The organism is Mycobacterium sp. B14F4, assembly GCF_039871645.1.
In the GTDB taxonomy this organism is placed as follows: domain Bacteria; phylum Actinomycetota; class Actinomycetes; order Mycobacteriales; family Mycobacteriaceae; genus Mycobacterium.
The window spans coordinates 185,282-200,641 of sequence record NZ_JBDPMF010000001.1 but is presented as its reverse complement, the minus strand read 5'-3'; the positions used below and the strand labels follow the sequence as shown (position 1 = coordinate 200,641).

Below are 15,360 nucleotides of genomic sequence, written 5' to 3'. Positions count from 1 at the left end.
ATGACGACCTCGCATCTCGTCGTCGTCAGCGGCAACGACTCGAGCCTTCCGGTGGTCCGCCCACCGCACACGACCATCACCCTGATCCAAACCGCGGACCGCGCAACGGATTTCCAGCGCGCAACGGTGGATAGGTTCATCGAGGTGCCGCAGATCTCGGCGCAGTCCCTCACCGATCTGCTGCGGCCGGTCCATCAGGAGTCGCCCGTGACCGCGTTGGTGTGCTTCCTGGAGTCGGCCATCCTGGCGGCAGCCATCGCCGCCGACGCGCTGGGCATCCCGTCGAATCCGGTGGACGCGGTGCGCACCGCGCACAACAAGGCGCTCACCCGCCAGGCACTGGACCGCCACGGCGTTCCGCAACAGCCGTGGCGCCTGTGCCGCAGCATCGACGAGGTCGTCGCGTTCCGGACCGCCCTGGCGGAGGCCCCGATCGTGGTCAAGCCCGTGACCGGCGCCGGCAGCGCGGGTGTGCGGTTGATCCGGGACGACGAGGATCTGCGTACCGCCTGGGATTCGATCGGCGGGCTCAAATGGTGGGCGCTGCTGGACAATCCGGACAACGCGGTGATCGCCGAGGCGGTGCTGCCCGGTGACGAGTTCAGCGTCGAGGCCGTGAGCGTCGACGGACGTCACGAAATCCTCGCTGTCACAGGGAAGCTCACCACCGGCGCGCCGGAGTTCGTCGAGCTCGGTCATTGGCAGCCCGCGCGGCTGCGCCCCGACCAGCGGGACGCGGTCGTCACCCGGACGGTCGAGATCCTCGACGCGATCGGGCACCGCTCGGGGCCGAGTCACACCGAGGTGATGGTCGACGGCCTCGACGTCGGACTGGTCGAGACCCACACCCGCTTCGGGGGTGACCAGATCTGGGAGCTCACGCAGCTGACGACCGGACGCCACATGGCGACCGAGGCCATCTTCGCCCTGCTCGGGCTGCCCGCGCCGGAACCCGGTGACCGGCATGGCGCCGCGGCCATGCGCAAGCTCGACTGGGCCGACCCCGCGCATCTCGACGACGTCGACGGGCGCGCAGGAGTGGTCCGGGTCGCCCTACCCAGCAGGCAGCGCCCCGGCGACGTCACGCCGATCACGGATTCCTCGGACCTCAACGGCTACGTGCTGACCGTCGGCGACGACGTCGGCGAAGCCTGGGCGCGCGCGGAGGAGTCGTGCGCCGCGGCGAAGGGACAGGCCGACACCGATGCCCCGGTTCTGGTCATGAGCCCGGCCAAGGTCGTCAACCATTTCGGACGGGCGCGGTTCGCCTCGGTCATCCCCGCGGGATCGGTGCTGATCACCTCGGGACCCGTCGACGTCGACGCGACGCGGTTGGCCGACGTGATCGAATTCGCCGACTACACGACGAACGACGAGATCCCGCTGGTGGCCGATGAGATGGTTGTTCGGCACGGGCTGCGGCGCGTCATCGTCCTGGCCGAGGCCGACGTACTGCGTGCCGCGGAAATCCGTTCGCGCAGAGGCATTCCCGGCCAGCTGCCGGGCGATGCGCTGCACTTCCGCGACAAGACCGTGATGAAACGCGCGGTGCGACGCGCCAACGTCGCGGTGGCCCCGCACCGTGAGGTCCGATCCGCTCTCGAGCTTGCCGACGCGGTCACCGAGCTCGGATACCCGTGCGTCGTCAAACCACCGCACGGTCGCGGCTCCTCGGGAGTGTCCGTGCTGGACGACGCCGACGACCTGAATCGCTTCCTGCGCACCGGTCCGTTCAGCGACCAGGGCCGGACGTACCCGTGGCTGGTCGAGGCCTTCCAGGAGGGCGAGCAGTATCGGGTGGACGGGATCTGCCGCGACGGGCGCGTCGTGTTCTCGGCGGTCGCGGTCTACGTCAACACCCACCTCGACTTCCTCGGCGGCGGCTACATGGGGTCGGTCATGCTGCCGGCGGACAGCCCGGAGGCGCAGAGCGTCCTCGAATTGGCCAGGGCGGTACTGGAAGACGGGCTGCCCGCGTTCGACGGCGCCTTTCACCTCGAGGCGTTCCTCACCCCGGCGGGCCCGGTGTTCAGTGAAGTCGGGTCGCGCATCGGCGGCGGCTCCATCCCCGAGGAGGTCGAGCTCTCCTACGGTGTCAACCTCGTCGAAGAGTCCATCCTCGCCCAGCGCGGAAAGGATTTCGGCCACGTGTCGGTGCGCCAGCGCGGACTGGCCGGGCAGCTCAACATCTCCCCCGTGCCGGGGGTGCTCGCCGAAGCCCCGCAGCGTTTCGACCATCCCGACGTCGTCCTCTCCGAAATCGCCGAGCCGGGCCTGCGCTTCTCGGCGATGACCCACACGAACGCCGAGTTCGCCCGGGTGGTGTTCCGCGCCGACTCGGTCGAATCCGGCCGCATCACGATCTCAAAGCTCCTGCACCACATCGACACAACGACGAAATGGAAGGTAGACGACTATGTGGCGACAGCTTGACCTGGATCACTACGAGGCGGTCACCGCCTTGCGCGATACGGTGCTGCGCACCCTCCCGGACCCGGACTTCTATGTCCGCGAGGACGACGAGGAGACCTTCGTGCGCGGTCACCTGGGCGAGTTCGGGGAATCGCTCGGATACTTCATCGGCGACCAGCTGGTGGCCTACCTCGCGCTGACCACCGATCTGGTGGCCTCGGGCGAGGACGTCGAATTCGCCGCGTACGCGCCGACATCCGACGACGTCGTGTTCGCCGCCGCGATGGTAAATCCCGCGTACCAGGGCCATGCGCTGCACCGCGCCGGAATAGCCCTGCACATCGCGACGGCGAAGGAGCGCGGGGCGCGTCGCGGCTTCGCCCAGATCTCGCCGCGCAACCACCGCTCGCTGCGCAACTACTTCACGCACGGCTTCCGGTGCACCAAGGCGGTCACCTACCCCGACGGTCGCCGGCGCCTGCTGGTCGAGCGTGACCTGGTCGGTCACGTCGGCACGACGTCAATCGACGACATCGCTCTCGTCGACATGGACGACTTCACCGGTATCCATCGCGCGCTCAGCGACACCCGGGAGGGCCACCGCCTGCTTCCGGTCGGCTCCAGCGCACTGATGGTCGTCGGCGCCGGCGGGTCCGCCGCATGACGCACCTGCTGGTCGTCGGTGGCATCGCGGCGGTCCACGCCGTCGCCCGCCGACGCGGAGCCGAGTTGACCCTGATCAAGACGGGAGCCACGCAGACGATGCTCGCCCCCGACGCATACACCCGGATCGTCGATCTGTCCGAGCACGATGATCGGGATCGGTTGGTGGACAGGGCGGTTGAGGCGGTCGATGGAACGAGGTTCGACGGCATGCTCTGCCTGCACGACGAGGCCGTCGAACTCGGTGCACTGGTGGCCCGCAAGCTGGGCCTGCCCTTCCCCGGCCCCGAGGTGGTGCACCGCACGGTCGACAAGTCCGCGATGCGCACCCGCCTCGACGCAGTCGGCCTGGGATCGGTGGCCCACGGCGTCGTCGTCGAGGGACGCGTCGAATGGTCGGGGCCGGTTCCGGCGTCGCAGCTCGTGCTCAAGCCTGCCGACGGCCGGGCCAGCAGAGGAGTGACGTTCCACCGTTCGGTGCACGACCTGCAGACGGCCCTCGATGCCTGTCCGGGTGCGTACGACGGCTACGTCGCCGAGGAGCGAAAGCTCGGGCGGGAATTCAGTGTCGAGTCGCTGATCGTGCGCTCGGGCGCCGCGTGGCACGGAGTGACGGCCAAGACCACTGTCGGCGCAGTCGAATCCGGACACCTGCACCCGGCGCCGCTCGAGGATTTCGAGTGGAGTCGCGTCGTGCACGCCGCGACCGCGTGTGCCGAGGCGCTGGGCATCGACCGCGGGCTGCTGCACACGGAGGTGATCCTCGACGACGCCGGTGCGGCGCACATCGTCGAGACCCACCTGCGCGGCGGTGGCGACATGATCCTGGACCTGGTGCGGTCGGCAACCGGCCTCGACCTCGTCGACCTCTACGTCCAGGACCTGCTCGAGGGGCTCGACGACATCCCGGCCCCGGCCCATTTCGGCTTCGCCAGCAGTCAATTCGTCTTCCCGAGCCGGGCCGGTGTCATCGCGAGGTGGGACGGTGTCGAGGAGGCGCGGTCGATGCCCGGGGTGGAGATCGTCACCCCGCTGCTGGCGGCGGGCGAGCGGGTCTCACCCGAGGTCGGTTCCAGCTACGGGAGATCGGTGGGCGCACTGGCGCACGCCGACGATCCCGCGCAGGCGTGCGAACGGGCGCGCGTCGCCGCTTCGACGCCGACACCGGTTCTGGAGCCGGCGTGATGTCGTCACCGGTTCTCCGGTGGCCCGGTATCCGACTGCTGGCCGGGTCCACGTTGTTCAACGTCGCCTCGGGGTGCTTCACGATCACGCTCGGTCAGGCACTTTTCGAGAAATCCGGTTCGGTCTCGGCGTTCACGGGCGTGGTGGTGATCGAGTTCCTGGTCCCGGTACTGCTGGGCGCCGTCGCAGGCAGTGTGGCGGACCGTGTCAACCCGGCGGTGGTGTGCGCCGTCGCCTCGGTGATTCCCGCTCTCGCGTTGCTGGGGTATCTGGTCACACCGGCGGGCCTGGTGGCAGTCGGCATCGCCATCGGCCTGATCGTCAACCTCGTTCGCCCGTTCTACCGGGCCGGTATCTTCGCGGTCGGCCCGCGGTCCGTCGCACCGGCCGACCTCCCCCGCTACAACATGCGCTGGACCGTGTCCGTCCAGGCCGGGCAGATCATCGGCGGCGCGGTCGCCGGCGCCGTCCTCTGGGCCGCGGGGCCCAGGTGGGCCTTCTTCGCGGCGGCCACCGGCTATGCGCTCGCCGCGTACGCGCTGGCGTCGGCGCGCTGCGCCATTTCGGCGATCCACGACGACGACGACGTCACCAAGGAGGGGTGGATGTCGGTGCTGCGAGAGGCGCTCGACAGTCCCCGCTCCGTCCTGTCCCTGCTCCTGCTCGGGGTCGACTTCCTGACGATCGCGGCGTTCAACGTCGCGCTGGCTCCGCTCGTCGACCAGCTCTACGGAAACCAAGCCTGGCTGGGAACTTTGGATGTGTGCTTCGCGGTCGGGGCGATCACCGCCCCGAACCTGTGGGCGCGATTCTCGTCGCGGGTGTCCAGCAGAGGAGCCGTCACGGCCGGGTTCGGCACCCAGATCGCGGGCTTCGCGACGATCGCGCTCGGGCTCGGATGGGGTGGACCGGTCGGGCAGGCGTCGGTGCCGCTGGGCGCGGTCCTCCTCGGACTCGGCGTCGCGGTGTCGTCGAGCCAGCAGGTGAGCATCCTGCAGGGCGGCGCCAAGGCGGCCACGCTGGGCCGCATCGGCGCCTTGCGGCAGGCCGTCATCGGCCTGACGACGGCGATCACCCTGCCCGTGGTCGGACACCTGGTCGACGTCGACCTGGTGGCGGCCTACGGGATGGTCGTGGCCCTGCTGGCCCTCGGGGTGGTCGTGAACGTTTGTGTCGCCCGCCGGGACGTCGTGGCGGTTGTATCGATGTAGTCGGTGTTCGACAGATCCGGCAGACCACTGCGGGCTGAACAACTATGTTCGCAACTGTGGAACCGCCCCACAGCTACCTACGGGACGCATCCGCGTCGGTGGTGCACCACGGGGACTACCTCAACAGCCGCGACGACCACGCGCTCTGCGGAATTGTGTTCGAGAACCCGATCAAGCTGGACCAGGCCGAGCCGCCGACCGCGGTGTGCGGGAACTGCGAGACCAAGTTGGTGCAGTACCACCTCAACTGGTGGCGAGAGCGGGCCGAGGCGGTGACCGCGGAGCTCGACGCGCTGCGGTTCAAGTACCGGCAGCTGGCGGGTGACGCCGACGATCGACGGGCTTCGGCGGCCCCTGTCCCGGCCGAAGCAGAGCCGACCACTCTGCTCGGGCATGCGCGAAAGGAACTGCTGCAGCTCTGTCGGCAGTTCGACGACGCGGTCCCCTACCGGCGGGTGAAGAACGCCATGCAGGCGTTCAGCGACGGGTTGAGTACCGACGAGCGGGTCCTGCTCGCTCAGGAGATCGGCGCGGATGGATCTCTAATACGGTGGAGCACAAGAGAAGCCGAAAGCCTGGGTTGGGACGTGACGGACAACCCCATGCGCGGGGAACCCGAGGACATGTGGGACGCCTGGACCCGGGATTCGTACCAGACGCCGAAGCAGGGCAGATGGCGGTTGGGCCGGTCGCGGTCGCACCACGGAGGCTGAGTGCACGTGACCGACGCCGTGTCGCAGGAGATGCTAGACGAATACCAGCTACGCAAGCTTGTCCACGCCTACTGCCGCGCCGTCGACCGGGGTGACATCGCGCAGCTCAAAGACCTCTATCACCACGACGCGCTGGACGACCACGGCGGATTCTCGGCCGGTCCTGCCGACGAGTTCCTCGAGCAACTCGCTGCGGCGCGCCCTTACATCCGATTCATGCAGCACAACATCACCACGATGAACTTCGCGATCTCCGGAACCGTTGCCGAGGGCGAGATCTACTCGATCGCGGTGCACACGCTCGCCGGAAGCGACGGCGACGTCGATGTCGTCGTCGGTGGGCGTTACCTCGACAGGTACGAAAAGCGGGACGGCACATGGAAGTTCGCCCAGCGGACGATCGTCACCGACTGGGCATTGACGAACGACCCGTCATCGATGAACCTGAGCCATCCGATCACGAGGGACACACCCAAAGGCACGCTCGGCAGCGACGATCCGTCGTACCGGTTCTTTTCGTTGCTGAACAGGACGCCGATACCGCCCGGACCGTGTGAACACGGTCCGGGCGGCTCCGGTTGAGAAGGAACGCGCGGCTCAGAAGAACGTCGTCACCGTCGTGCTCGTCCCGTTGTCACAGGTGATCGTGACGGTCCAGTCCCGGAACCGCGGAATGGCCGGGACGATCCTCAGGTCGTAGGTGGAGTTGGCGGCAAGGGCGAAGGCGCGGTTGACACCGTCCGTCGCATACGTGCACTGCGACGACACCCCACTGCGGTCGGTGATGTGAGCCACCAAACCGCCCACGACCGTGTCGAACGAGACCGTCGGCCCCAGCTTCGGCGCGGGCGGCGGAGGCGGATCGTTGGGCGGCGGGGGCGGGGTGCTGCCGTTCGCGCAGCCCGACACGATGATCTTCGCGCCCTGCTGGTTCTCCAGCATGCTCTTGGCCTTGCTCTGCGCGACGGCGAGCGACGGGTCGGTTGCGCCCGTCCGTTCGCCGTAGTCGTTGGAGGCGGCCGCCGCACATTCGTTCTTGGCGATGACCTGAGTCACGCAGTGGCTGGCGCCGTTGCCCGAACAGTTCGTCAGCGATCCGATGCCGGCCTGGTCCTGGGTGGCAGCGATCGCCGAGCCGCCGGCCATCGTCACCGGGGGATTCTCGTTGACGAATCCGATGGCCAGTGCGATGTACTGATCGGCCGCGTGCGCCGGCGCGGCTACGCCGAGCATGCCGACGCTGGTCGCGGCCGCGGCGAGCAGGACGGCGCCGATCCTCCGGCCTGACCGGCCGACACGGCGCTGGTATGTGGTTGTCATGGTCTTCTCCTGTGTTGGTTGGCCCTACGGTGCGGGTGTGCTTGCGAGTTCGCTCACCCGTCCTGCAATCGTCGGGCGCGGCAAACGACGGGGTAATCGCCGGGAAGCCAGAATCCGTCGAGCCGGGCGAAGGATTTCCTATCCGCAGGGTGAGAGCTCGGTTCCCGGCCTGCTGACATCTCGGTCAATAAATCGGCGCGGCAGGCCCACGAGCGATGGAGCACTTATTAATCTGGTCTGATGCCGGAGCGTGAACCGGCCTGGGGGGCGGTCGTCAAGCTGGCAGCGTGCTGCCTGATGGCGGGCATCCTGCTGGCCGCTGTGATCTTCCCGTTCGCGGGCGGGTTCGGCCTGTTGTCCAACCGCGCGTCCGACGTGGTCGCCAACGGGTCGGCCCAGCTGGTGGAGGTGGATGTGCCGCAGGTGTCGACGATGGTCGACGCCGCGGGCGATCCGATCGCGTGGATCTACAGTCAGCGGCGCTTCGAGGTGGCCAGCGATCAGATCGCCAACACCATCAAGTTGGCCGTGGTGTCGATCGAAGACAAGCGGTTCGCGGAGCACAACGGTGTGGACTGGCAAGGCACCCTGACCGGCCTGTCCGGTTACCTCTCGGGCAACTTGTCCACCCGCGGCGGTTCCACCATCGAGCAGCAGTACGTGAAGAATTTCCAGTTGTTGGTGACGGCGCAGTCGGACGCCGAGCGACGGGCCGCGGTCGAGGTGACGCCTGCGCGCAAGCTCCGTGAGATGCGGATGGCACTCACCCTCGACAAGACATTCAGCAAGGCGGAGATCCTCACCCGCTACCTCAACCTCGTGGGATTCGGCAACGGGGCGTTCGGCGTGCAGGACGCCGCGCAGACGTACTTCGGCATCAACGCGTCGCAGCTGAACTGGGAGCAGGCGGCGTTGCTGGCCGGCATGGTCCAGTCCCCCACGTCGCTGAATCCCTACGTCAATCCACAGGGCGCGCTGGAGCGCCGGAACCTGGTGCTGAGCACCATGATGCAGAACCTCCCCCAGCACGCTGACGAGCTACGCGCCGCCAAGGCTGCGCCACTCGGCGTGCTGCGGCAGCCCAACCAGCTCCCGGGCGGATGCATTGCCGCCGGCGACCGGGGCTTCTTCTGTGAGTACGCCTTGGCGTATCTGGCGCGGGCCGGAATCGGCAAGGAACAGGTGGCCCGCGGCGGCTATCTGATCCGCACCACGCTCGATCCGAAGGTCCAGAGTTCGGTCAAGCAGGCGATCGACAAGGTGGCCGATCCGACGCTGGACGGGATCGCCAGCGTGATGAGCGTGGTCAAGCCGGGCAAGAAATCGCATCGCGTGATGGCGATGGCGAGCAGCCGCAAATACGGTCTCGACGGTGACGCCGGGGAAACGGTGCAGCCGCAACCGTTCTCGCTCGTCGGCGACGGAGCGGGCTCGATCTTCAAGATCTTCACCACAGCGGCGGCGCTCGACATGGGGATGGGCATCAACACCCAGTTGGCCGTGCCGGGCTCGTTCCAGGGCCGGGGTCTGGGCAGCAGCGATACGCCGGGCTGTCCCGAGGAGACCTGGTGCGTCAGGAACGCCGGCAACTACCGCGGCTCGATGAACGTCACCGACGCGTTGGCGATGTCGCCCAACACCGCCTTCGCCAAGTTGATCCAGCAGGTCGGGGTGCCGCGCGCGGTCGACATGGCCGTCCGGTTGGGCCTGCGCTCGTACGCGGTGCCGGGATCGGCGCGGGCGTACGACCCGACGAGCAACGAAAGCCTGGCCGACTACATCAAGAAAATCAACGCCGGGTCGTTCACGCTCGGCCCGTTTCAACTGAACGCGCTCGAGTTGTCCAATGTGGCGGCGACCTTGGCATCCGGGGGCGTGTGGTGCCCGCCGAGCCCGATCGACAAGATCATCGACCGTCACGGCAACGAGGTGACGTTCAGCACGGAGGGATGTGAGCAAGCGGTACCCGAGGGCCTGGCGAACACGCTGGCGAACGCGATGAGCAAGGACGACCGCGGTGCCGGGACGGCGGCGTCGGCGGCGGGTTCGGTGGGCTGGAACCTGCCGATGTCGGGAAAGACCGGCACCACCGAATCCCACCGGTCCTCTGGCTTCCTGGGGTTCACCAACCAACTCGCCGCGGCCGTCTACGTCTTCGACGACTCCAGCGCGCCGTCGGAGATCTGTTCGTTCCCGTTGCGCAAGTGCTCCAGCGGCAACCTCTTCGGCGGTAACGAACCGGCGCGGACGTGGTTCGAGGCGATGAAACCGATCGCCACCGACTACGGCGAGGTGCGGCTACCGCCGACCGATCCGCGCTACGTCGACGGCGGCCCGGGCGGCGAGGTGCCGAGCGTGGCCGGCCTGAAGGTCGACGCGGCCCGTCAGCGGATCAGGGAGGCCGGTTTCCAGGTCGCCGAGAAGACGACGCCGGTCAACAGCGGGGCGTCCTACGGCGCCGTCGTCGGAACCACACCGAGCGGGCGGACGATTCCCGGTTCCGTGATCACGATCCTGACCAGCAACGGAGTCCCGCCGCGGCCGGAGCCGGTGGAGCCGGTCGACAAGCCCGAGGAAAGTCCTCCACCTCCCCCGCCGGTCGATCCGATGCTCGTGCAGATACCGGGGCTGCCGCCGCCGTTCCCATTGCCGTTCTTCGGGCCGCCGCCGCCTCCGCCGCCCGGCCTTCCGCCACCTCCGCCGCCACCTGGCCTACCTCCACCTCCGCCACCGCCGGCGCCTGCTCCGCCTCCGCCGCCTGCCCTGCCGCCGCCTCCGCCGCCGGGTCTGCCGCCGCCCGGTCCACCGCTCTAGAGGCCGAGGGCCCGCGCCGCCGTCGTCGCGATCTCGCCGCGCAGATCGTTGAGCGGTGGACTGCCTCGAAGATGGATCGAATTGGCAAGCACCACGATGTAAGTGTCGGAGCCGGGGTCCAACCACAAAGAGGTTCCGGTGAACCCGGTGTGGCCGAAGCTGCCGATGGGAAAGACCATTCCCCTCGGCTGGGATGCGGCGGTATCGATGTCCCAGCCGAAGCCCCGCAGATTCTGTCCCTTGATCGCCGGATAACTCGGTGCGAGCAGCGGATCTGTTGTGTTGGGCCGCTTCTCGAGGGTTTCTCGGGCAGCGTCGTTGGCTGCGTCGAGTTGGTAGGCCGTATGGCCGGGCTGCTGAGGCGTCGTCATCATCTTCAGCGTCGCTTGCCTGAGTGGGAACTCGCTCGGCCGGCCCGCGAGCCGATCAAGCAGGGCTTGCGCATAGAGGCTCACATCGTGTGCCGTCGCGAACACGCCTGCGTGTCCGGCCACTCCACCCATGCGCCGCGCCGTCGTGTCCTGCACGGTGCCCCGAAGCAGGTGGTCGAGGTCGGGATTGCGGCTCGGGTCGGCTCTGCCCTCTTCGTCGCGCGCTGTCGGTGCGATGCGCACCAGAAGACCCGTGCTCCACGAATCCGCCGGACACTCGGCAGGCAAGTTCCCTTGCGCCCATGCGATCGCGGCACCTCTGACGGTGTGCGGACCACAGGCCTTCGCAAGGGGAAGGAAGCCGGTGTCCGTCATGCCGAGCGGGGAGAATACGTGCCTTTCGACGTAGACGTCTTCTGTCTCGCCCGTGATCTTCTCGATCAGCGCGCCGAGCAATATGAAATTGATGTCGGAGTACCGGAGAGACTCACCGGGAGCCGATTCGAGCGGCGAGGTCAGCGCGCGGTGGATGCCTTCCGGCCTGTCCACGCGGTCCAGTCCCCACGGATCCCCGAGATCGACGTCTCCCCTCTCGCCCGAAGTGTGGGTGAGCAACATGCGGACGGTCACCTTCGCGCGCTGGGGATCGTTCGATGCGTTGAACTCGGGTAGATACCGTTGCACGGGTTCGTCGAACTGCACCAGACCCTGCTCGTGAAGTTGCATGACGGCGGTCGCGGTGGCCAGGCACTTCGTCAGCGACGCGAGGTCGAAGACCGTGTCCTCGGTCATCGGTTCCGCCGGTGCCGGTACACCGTCGAGCCCGGGTTCCCCTGCGGTCTTGCGCGAGCCATAGGCCTGGCGGAAAACGACCTTGCCGCCGTGCCCGATCGCCACCACGGCACCGGGCAGCCGGCCTGCCGCGATCGCATCGTCGACCAGCTTGGAGACGGCGGCGAAGTCAGGTGCAGGAGCCGCGTTCGGCGCCTGGGCAGACGGGGGCTGCTGCGTCGTCGGCGGTGGTGCACTGACTCTTGGTTCGGCCGCCTCTCCGCACGACGTTGCGAGCACAAGCATTCCGACGGCAACGAGCCTGGAAACAGTCATCTTTGCGAACGTGAGGCTCACCTCGCCGGGTCGATCGTGCGCGGGTACGCCGCGTCCGGGCCGCGTCTGCTGGTCAGCATAGGGCGAAGGCGGCGAGACCAGCACACCGTTACCCACACGGGCGATCTGCACCGAGCGCCGGTCATATGTTGTTACCATCGCGCCGTGTCCGGCTCGGCTGCACCATCTGAACCTGGCGAACCGCGGTCCAAGTCGCGGCGCGAAGTCCTCAAATACGCCATTTTTGCGCCGATTTCAGTGGTTCTCGGAGCGGCGGCCGCGACACTTCGCGCGCGAACGGCATCAGCGGCCCCGCTGAGGCTGATCGACTTCACGCACCGACTGGTTCCGGCGGATCAGATCAGGTCGGCCGGCTATGACGGCGCACTCGTCTACGTGTCCGAACTACGCCCGGGGGCCGACTTCGATTTCAAGCCGGTGACCCGGGAGTATGCGGATGCGCTCCGCGCCGAAGGTCTTCACGTCGTGAGCTGCTATCAGTACGGCAAACCGGGCTGGCCGACTCCATCGGACTACACCCGCGGGTACGACGGCGGTGTGGCGGACGCCCAGACAGCACTGGCGCTGCACGCTGCGGCCGGGGGCCCGGAGTCGGCGCCGATCTTCTTCAGCATCGACGAGGATATCGACCTCGAAACCTGGAAAAGCGTTGCCAGTCAATGGCTTCGAGGGATCAACTCAGTGCTGGGCGTGCACCGCACCGGCGTTTACGGGCACAACCGCACGTGTGCGTGGGCGATCGACGACGGGGTCATCGGGCAGTCCTCGACCGAAGGACACTGGTGGGCGTGGCAGACGAGGGCGTGGTCTGGTGGTGAGCGCGAGCCCAGGGCCGTGCTGTATCAGGCCGTGGTCGTCAGCGGGTCGGAGCCGGGGATCGCCATGGGCGGCACCCACGTGGACAGCAACGATGTCCTCGCCGCCGACTTCGGCCAGTGGGATCTCGACAGACCGTAGGGCACCGAGCCGAAGGGTACCTTTGGCGCCTGCGCTGGGTGGCCGACTTTCGGACGCAGACGGCGGGTCGAAATCCCCTGTTGCCGGTTCTCGACCGAGGGCACCATGGTGACCACCAATGGGGGCGACGTGCAGCACACAGCCGTGACCGCTCGACGCTACGACAGGAGAGATCATGCCCACATCCCGATACGTCCGGTTCTTCGACGAGGTCGGCATCGACGACGTGCCGCTGGTCGGCGGTAAGAACGCCTCCCTCGGCGAGATGTATCAGAAGCTCTCCGACCAGGGTGTTCGAGTCCCGAACGGGTTCGCCACCACCGCTGAGGCATACCGCTACATGCTCGAGCACGCCGGTGTGTGGGAGGCGCTGCACAAAGAGCTCGACGACATCGACCCCGAGGATGTCACCGCGTTGGCGCGCAAGGGCAAGCGCGCCCGCGAACTCGTCTACGGCGCGGGTCTTCCCGACGATCTGACGGCGGAGATTCTCGACGCGTACCGCAAGCTGCAGGACGAGTACGGCGAGGACGTCAGCCTTGCCGTCCGCAGCTCGGCGACCGCCGAAGACCTGCCAACCGCCAGCTTCGCCGGGCAGCAGGACACGTACCTCAACATCAGGGGGGACGAGAGCCTCCTCGACACCTGCCGCAGGTGCTTCGCCAGCCTGTTCACCGACCGCGCCATCCACTACCGCATCGACCAGGGCTTCGACCACTTCAAGGTGTCGCTTTCGATCGGCATCATGAAGATGGTCCGCTCCGACCTCGCCGCGTCGGGCGTCATGTTCTCCCTCGACACCGAGTCCGGTTTCCGCGACGCGGTGTTCATCACCGGGGCGTACGGCCTCGGCGAGAACGTCGTGCAGGGCGCGGTCGATCCCGACGAGTTCTACGTCCACAAGCCGACGTTCCTCGCCGGACACCGCGCGGTGCTGCGCCGGCTGATCGGCGACAAGGCGGTCAAGATGATCTTCGTCGAGGGCGACACGAAGTACACCACCCGCAACATCCCGACGCCGAAGGCCGACCGCGCCCGGTTCTGCATCACCGACGACGACGTGCTCGAACTTGCCGACTACGCGTGCATCATCGAACAGCACTACGGCCGGCCGATGGACATGGAGTGGGCCAAGGACGGTCTCGACGGAAAGCTCTACATCGTCCAGGCCCGCCCGGAGACCGTCGCTTCCCAGCGCTCCGGCACGATCCTGGAGAGTTACGTGCTCGACGGGCTCGGCGAGGTCGTCGCCGAGGGACGCTCGGTCGGCGAGAAGATCGCCTCCGGCGTGGCGAGGCGGATCGACAACATCGCGCACCTACCCGACTTCCAGCCCGGCGAGGTACTGATATCCGATATCACCACACCGGACTGGGAGCCGGTGATGAAGACGGCCGCGGCGATCGTCACCAATCGCGGCGGCCGCACCTGCCATGCTGCGATCATCGCCCGCGAACTGGGCATTCCCGCTGTGGTGGGCGCCGGCGACGCGACTACCAAAGCGCCCGACGGAGAGACGGTTACGGTGTCGTGCGCCGAAGGCGACACCGGGCGGGTCTACAAGGGCGAGGTGCCGTTCCGCGTCGACCGCACGGAGGTGGGGGACATCGAGCGGCCCCGCACCGAGATCATGGTCAACCTCGGGAATCCCGATCTCGCCTTCAAGACGTCGTTCCTCCCCAACGACGGTGTGGGGCTGGCCCGGATGGAATTCATCATCAACGAGTACATCAAGGTGCACCCATTGGCCCTGCTCCATCCGGACAAGGTCGACGACCCCGAAGCCCGCCGGACGATCGACCGGCTGACCTACAACCACTCGGACGGAGCCGACTTCTTCGTCGAACGCCTGTCCGAAGGCATCGGCACGATCGCGGCCGCGTTCTGGCCCAAGCCGGTGGTGGTCCGCATGTCGGACTTCAAGAGCAACGAATACGCAACCCTGATCGGCGGTGCGGCCTTCGAGCCGGATGAGAGCAACCCGATGATCGGCTTCCGCGGGGCGTCACGTTACGCGCACCCCGCCTACGCGGAGGGCTTCGCGCTGGAGTGCCAGGCGATGAAGCGCGTCCGGGAAGAGATGGGCCTGACGAACGTGGTGCTGATGATCCCGTTCGTGCGCCGGGTGATAGAGGCCGACCTCGTGCTCGAGGAGATGGCCAAACATGGCCTGCGGCGCGGTGATAACGGGCTCAAGGTCTACGCGATGTGCGAGATCCCCAACAACGTGATCCTGATCGACGAATTCGCCAAACGGTTCGACGGTTTCTCGATCGGATCCAACGACCTGACTCAGCTGACGCTGGGCGTTGACCGGGACAGCGAGATCGTCGCGTTCGACTACGAGGAACGCGACGAAGGCGTCAAGGAGATGATCCGGCTGGCGGTGGAAGGTTGCCGCCGCAACGGAATTCACTCCGGGCTGTGCGGGCAGGCGCCGTCGGACTACCCCGAAATGGCCGAGTTCCTCGTCCGCGTGGGCATCGACTCGATGAGCCTCAATCCCGACACGGTGGTGAAGACCACACGGCAGGTCCTGGAGGTGGAGGAACAGCTCACGCCCGTTCAATGAATCCGGTCTCGAGG

The 15,360-nt window shown here is 67.5% G+C and carries 11 protein-coding genes; 9 read left to right on the top strand and 2 right to left on the bottom strand.

Features of this window, described 5'->3' with window-relative positions; genetic code table 11:
- Genes ABGB19_RS00960 through ABGB19_RS00935 form a run of 6 tightly spaced genes read left to right on the top strand, consistent with a single transcriptional unit; the run spans position 1 to position 6,766 of the window.
- On the top strand, positions 1–2,433 hold the full coding sequence (locus tag ABGB19_RS00960; RefSeq protein ID WP_347683053.1) for an ATP-grasp domain-containing protein: 2,433 nt from the start codon (positions 1–3) through the stop codon (positions 2,431–2,433).
- Positions 2,417–3,076 (top strand): hypothetical protein, encoded by a 660-nt coding sequence (locus ABGB19_RS00955; protein ID WP_347683051.1) that lies wholly within the window; start codon positions 2,417–2,419, stop codon positions 3,074–3,076. The genes ABGB19_RS00960 and ABGB19_RS00955 overlap by 17 nt, the downstream gene beginning before the upstream one ends.
- Positions 3,073–4,260, top strand: a complete 1,188-nt coding sequence (locus ABGB19_RS00950) for a hypothetical protein (RefSeq protein WP_347683049.1) — start codon at positions 3,073–3,075, stop codon at positions 4,258–4,260. The genes ABGB19_RS00955 and ABGB19_RS00950 overlap by 4 nt, the downstream gene beginning before the upstream one ends.
- Entirely contained in the window at positions 4,260–5,471 is a 1,212-nt protein-coding gene (locus tag ABGB19_RS00945; protein WP_347683046.1) for a hypothetical protein, read from the top strand. Before ABGB19_RS00950 ends, ABGB19_RS00945 begins: the two co-directional genes overlap by 1 nt.
- Positions 5,472–5,527: 56 nt before the next feature.
- The gene (locus ABGB19_RS00940) at positions 5,528–6,184 is read left to right on the top strand and encodes a hypothetical protein (protein WP_347683043.1); all 657 of its coding nucleotides are present in this window, start codon (positions 5,528–5,530) and stop codon (positions 6,182–6,184) included.
- 30 nt (positions 6,185–6,214) lie between these two features.
- Positions 6,215–6,766, top strand: coding sequence for a nuclear transport factor 2 family protein (locus tag ABGB19_RS00935; RefSeq protein WP_347684652.1), 552 nt, complete (start codon positions 6,215–6,217; stop codon positions 6,764–6,766).
- Positions 6,767–6,781: 15 nt separating this feature from the next.
- Here ABGB19_RS00935 and ABGB19_RS00930 read toward each other — a convergent pair whose 3' ends face one another.
- Positions 6,782–7,504 carry a DUF4189 domain-containing protein gene (locus ABGB19_RS00930; RefSeq protein ID WP_347683041.1) on the bottom strand — a complete coding sequence of 241 codons (723 nt, stop codon included), beginning with the start codon at positions 7,502–7,504 and terminating at the stop codon, positions 6,782–6,784.
- Between the two features lie 240 nt (positions 7,505–7,744).
- Between ABGB19_RS00930 and ponA2 the strand changes: the two genes are divergently transcribed.
- A complete protein-coding gene (ponA2, locus tag ABGB19_RS00925; protein ID WP_347683039.1) occupies positions 7,745–10,318 on the top strand; it encodes a transglycosylase/D,D-transpeptidase PonA2 in 2,574 nt (857 codons plus the stop codon).
- Here ponA2 and ABGB19_RS00920 read toward each other — a convergent pair.
- The gene (locus tag ABGB19_RS00920) at positions 10,315–11,766 is read right to left on the bottom strand and encodes a serine hydrolase domain-containing protein (protein ID WP_347684650.1); all 1,452 of its coding nucleotides are present in this window, start codon (positions 11,764–11,766) and stop codon (positions 10,315–10,317) included. The two genes, ponA2 and ABGB19_RS00920, sit on opposite strands and share 4 nt — an antisense overlap.
- 195 nt (positions 11,767–11,961) lie before the next feature.
- On the opposite strand from ABGB19_RS00920, the gene ABGB19_RS00915 reads away from it, so the two are divergent.
- Together ABGB19_RS00915 and ppsA are read left to right on the top strand one after the other, a co-directional pair.
- Complete coding sequence (locus ABGB19_RS00915; protein WP_347683037.1) at positions 11,962–12,774, top strand: DUF1906 domain-containing protein; 813 nt, start codon at positions 11,962–11,964, stop codon at positions 12,772–12,774.
- 175 nt (positions 12,775–12,949) lie between these two features.
- A complete protein-coding gene (gene ppsA / locus ABGB19_RS00910) occupies positions 12,950–15,346 on the top strand; it encodes a phosphoenolpyruvate synthase (protein ID WP_347683035.1) in 2,397 nt (798 codons plus the stop codon).
- The last annotated feature ends 14 nt before the right edge of the window (positions 15,347–15,360 follow it).

Excerpts from the sequence above, each read along its gene's own strand:
- ppsA (WP_347683035.1), top strand. The coding sequence starts at position 12,950 with ATGCCCACATCCCGATACGTCCGGTTCTTCGACGAGGTCGGCATCGAC.
- ABGB19_RS00960 (WP_347683053.1), top strand. The coding sequence starts at position 1 with ATGACGACCTCGCATCTCGTCGTCGTCAGCGGCAACGACTCGAGCCTT.
- ABGB19_RS00950 (WP_347683049.1), top strand. The coding sequence starts at position 3,073 with ATGACGCACCTGCTGGTCGTCGGTGGCATCGCGGCGGTCCACGCCGTC.
- ABGB19_RS00930 (WP_347683041.1), bottom strand. The coding sequence starts at position 7,504 with ATGACAACCACATACCAGCGCCGTGTCGGCCGGTCAGGCCGGAGGATC.
- ABGB19_RS00920 (WP_347684650.1), bottom strand. The coding sequence starts at position 11,766 with ATGCTTGTGCTCGCAACGTCGTGCGGAGAGGCGGCCGAACCAAGAGTC.
- ABGB19_RS00935 (WP_347684652.1), top strand. The coding sequence starts at position 6,215 with ATGCTAGACGAATACCAGCTACGCAAGCTTGTCCACGCCTACTGCCGC.
- ABGB19_RS00945 (WP_347683046.1), top strand. The coding sequence starts at position 4,260 with ATGTCGTCACCGGTTCTCCGGTGGCCCGGTATCCGACTGCTGGCCGGG.
- ABGB19_RS00955 (WP_347683051.1), top strand. The coding sequence starts at position 2,417 with ATGTGGCGACAGCTTGACCTGGATCACTACGAGGCGGTCACCGCCTTG.
- ponA2 (WP_347683039.1), top strand. The coding sequence starts at position 7,745 with ATGCCGGAGCGTGAACCGGCCTGGGGGGCGGTCGTCAAGCTGGCAGCG.